The sequence below is a fragment of the Alcanivorax profundi genome (genome assembly GCF_003597125.1).
Classification (GTDB): Bacteria; Pseudomonadota; Gammaproteobacteria; order Pseudomonadales; family Alcanivoracaceae; genus Alcanivorax; species Alcanivorax profundi.
In genome coordinates this window covers 1-2112 of sequence record NZ_QYYA01000015.1, presented here as the reverse complement: position 1 = coordinate 2112, position 2112 = coordinate 1, and the positions used below count along the sequence as shown (strand labels likewise).

Genomic DNA, 2112 nt, shown 5'->3' with positions numbered 1-2112 from the left:
ACAACTTCGCCAATGGCATTGTCGTCTTCCATTGAGAGTTTGAACTCTCTCTTCTTACCGATCTTTACTTCCTTGGTCTTCATACCTACGTATGTAAATACGAGGAGGGTGTGTCATAAGTCTGTGACGCACCCTTTTTTTGTGTGTGTTTCTATATATTCTAGTTGAATCGTAGTCTTTCTTCACAAAGGGAATCTTATTATATTGTATAGAAACTTTACTTTTCTTGTTTTATCGATAACAAAACAGCCCCAAAGCCCACAAAAGGGCATAGTTATCCCTGACGATAAAAAAAACAAAATTGAGTTTTATCGTTTTATACCCAAATATTTCTTCAAATTGAATCCCATTCCGAACAATCCTAGATCCATGTAAACCTTGTCCATTCCAAAATGCCTGAATCGCTTATAATGCATATCTGCCTTCATCTGCCCAAATACAGCTTCCGGCTCTATCGGTCGCTGGCTTCTGTGTTTCAAGCCCTCTTCAGACGTTAGTAGCAGGAAGGCTTCCTTTTTATATGCATTCAGTTTATGGTTGACATATATGGTTCTGTTGCCTTTGGATTTCTTGCAGAGACTTCCAAGCGGACATCCATCACATCGTTGTGCTCTATATAATGTAATGACAGACACATAGCCGGAGTCACTTTTCGTTTGCCGTTGTCCACAAGGTTCCATGTGTTGTCCCATGGGGCAGACATAATAGTCATCATCCCTGTTGTAGTAGAAGTTCGCTTGGTTGAAGGCATCCTCCTTGAAAGGCTTATGCTGTTCCTTGTGAAACCAGTTGTACTTTACATAACCCATCATTTCTTCCATCTCTAGGTACTCGTAGTTCTCCTCCGAGCCATACCCTGAGTCTGCGGTGACGCTCTTGGATTGCTTTCCATATCTTTTCTTGTACTTATCCAAAAAAGGCTTGAAGGTCAGGGTGTCTGTTGGATTGGGATAAAGGGCGAAATTCGTCCAATATTGATTCTCTGTCGCAATTTGAAGGTTATAGGCAGGCTTTGTCTGCCCATTGTTCATGGCATCTTCCTTGAGGCGCATGAAGGTCGCATCGGGATCAGTCTTGGAGTAACTGTTTCTCTCGCCCAGTATATCCAGTGATTTTTCATACTCGCACAGTTTGTCCGAGGCTTTGAACAAGTGATCTATCTGAGTATTTAGCTTTTGCTTCTCTCTTCCTGTAAGCTTTGCCTTAGGAAGGTTCTTAGCTTGCCTCTCACACAAACGTGCACTTCTCTCTACATCCTTGGCGGAAGTGGCTGGCTCGCTGTCTTCTTCCTTAATGTCACTCCCGCCATTCAGGCGAATTTGTTCTTTTATCTGAGCCAATGCAGCAGAGGTCTTTTCCAAGAGCTTAGCCCTGTTCTTTTCCACAGTCTTCTTCCATACAAACGTGTACTTGTTTGCTTTCGACTCTATCTTAGTGCCATCAACATATTGTTCCTCCAGACTAATCACGCCCTTTTCAACCAATATGGAGACGACTGCATCAAAATAAAAGTCGATGCATTTAATCATATGATTGGATCTAAAGCGGTTGATTGTTGCGAAAGATAATTGCTTACCTCCACAAATCCACATATAGCGAACATCGTATTTAAGTGCGTCCGCTATGCCACGACAGGAATAAACGCCATTGATATAGGCAAAAACAACTAAACTTAGAAGCATCTTCGGACTGTAAGGAGGAGCACCAATCCCATCATAGGTATCCATGAGAGGGTTGATGTCCATACTGCGAACAATACGATCCACCATACGAACTTTGCTGTCTTTTGGCACATAATCATCGAAAGAGTTAGGAAAAAAGCTCAATTCGTGCCGAGTTTCAGATTTTATTTGTATCTTTGCCATACTTAAAGAAGTTTTCTGCAAAGATACAAATCTTTTGCGGAAAGGCAAAGCCCGAGCTTGTGAAAGTTTGGGCTTTGTTGTAAATAAAAATGTTTTTTAAAGATTTCGTATCTGTGAAAAGGCAAAAAATAAAAAGGGGTGCGTCACAGACTTATGACACACCCTCTTTTTAAATTTTGCTTTCTCTGGTTATTGCCGGATATAGTATTTGTAAATGGGAATGAAGAATGCAAAGTGGGATAAAATG

The 2112-nt window shown here is 41.1% G+C and carries 1 protein-coding gene; it reads right to left on the bottom strand.

Annotated features, from left to right (window positions below; all coding sequences use genetic code 11):
• Positions 1-308: 308 nt before the first annotated feature.
• On the bottom strand, positions 309-1865 hold the full coding sequence (locus D4A39_RS18895) for an IS1182 family transposase (protein WP_118200255.1): 1557 nt from the start codon (positions 1863-1865) through the stop codon (positions 309-311).
• Positions 1866-2112: the final 247 nt, after the last annotated feature.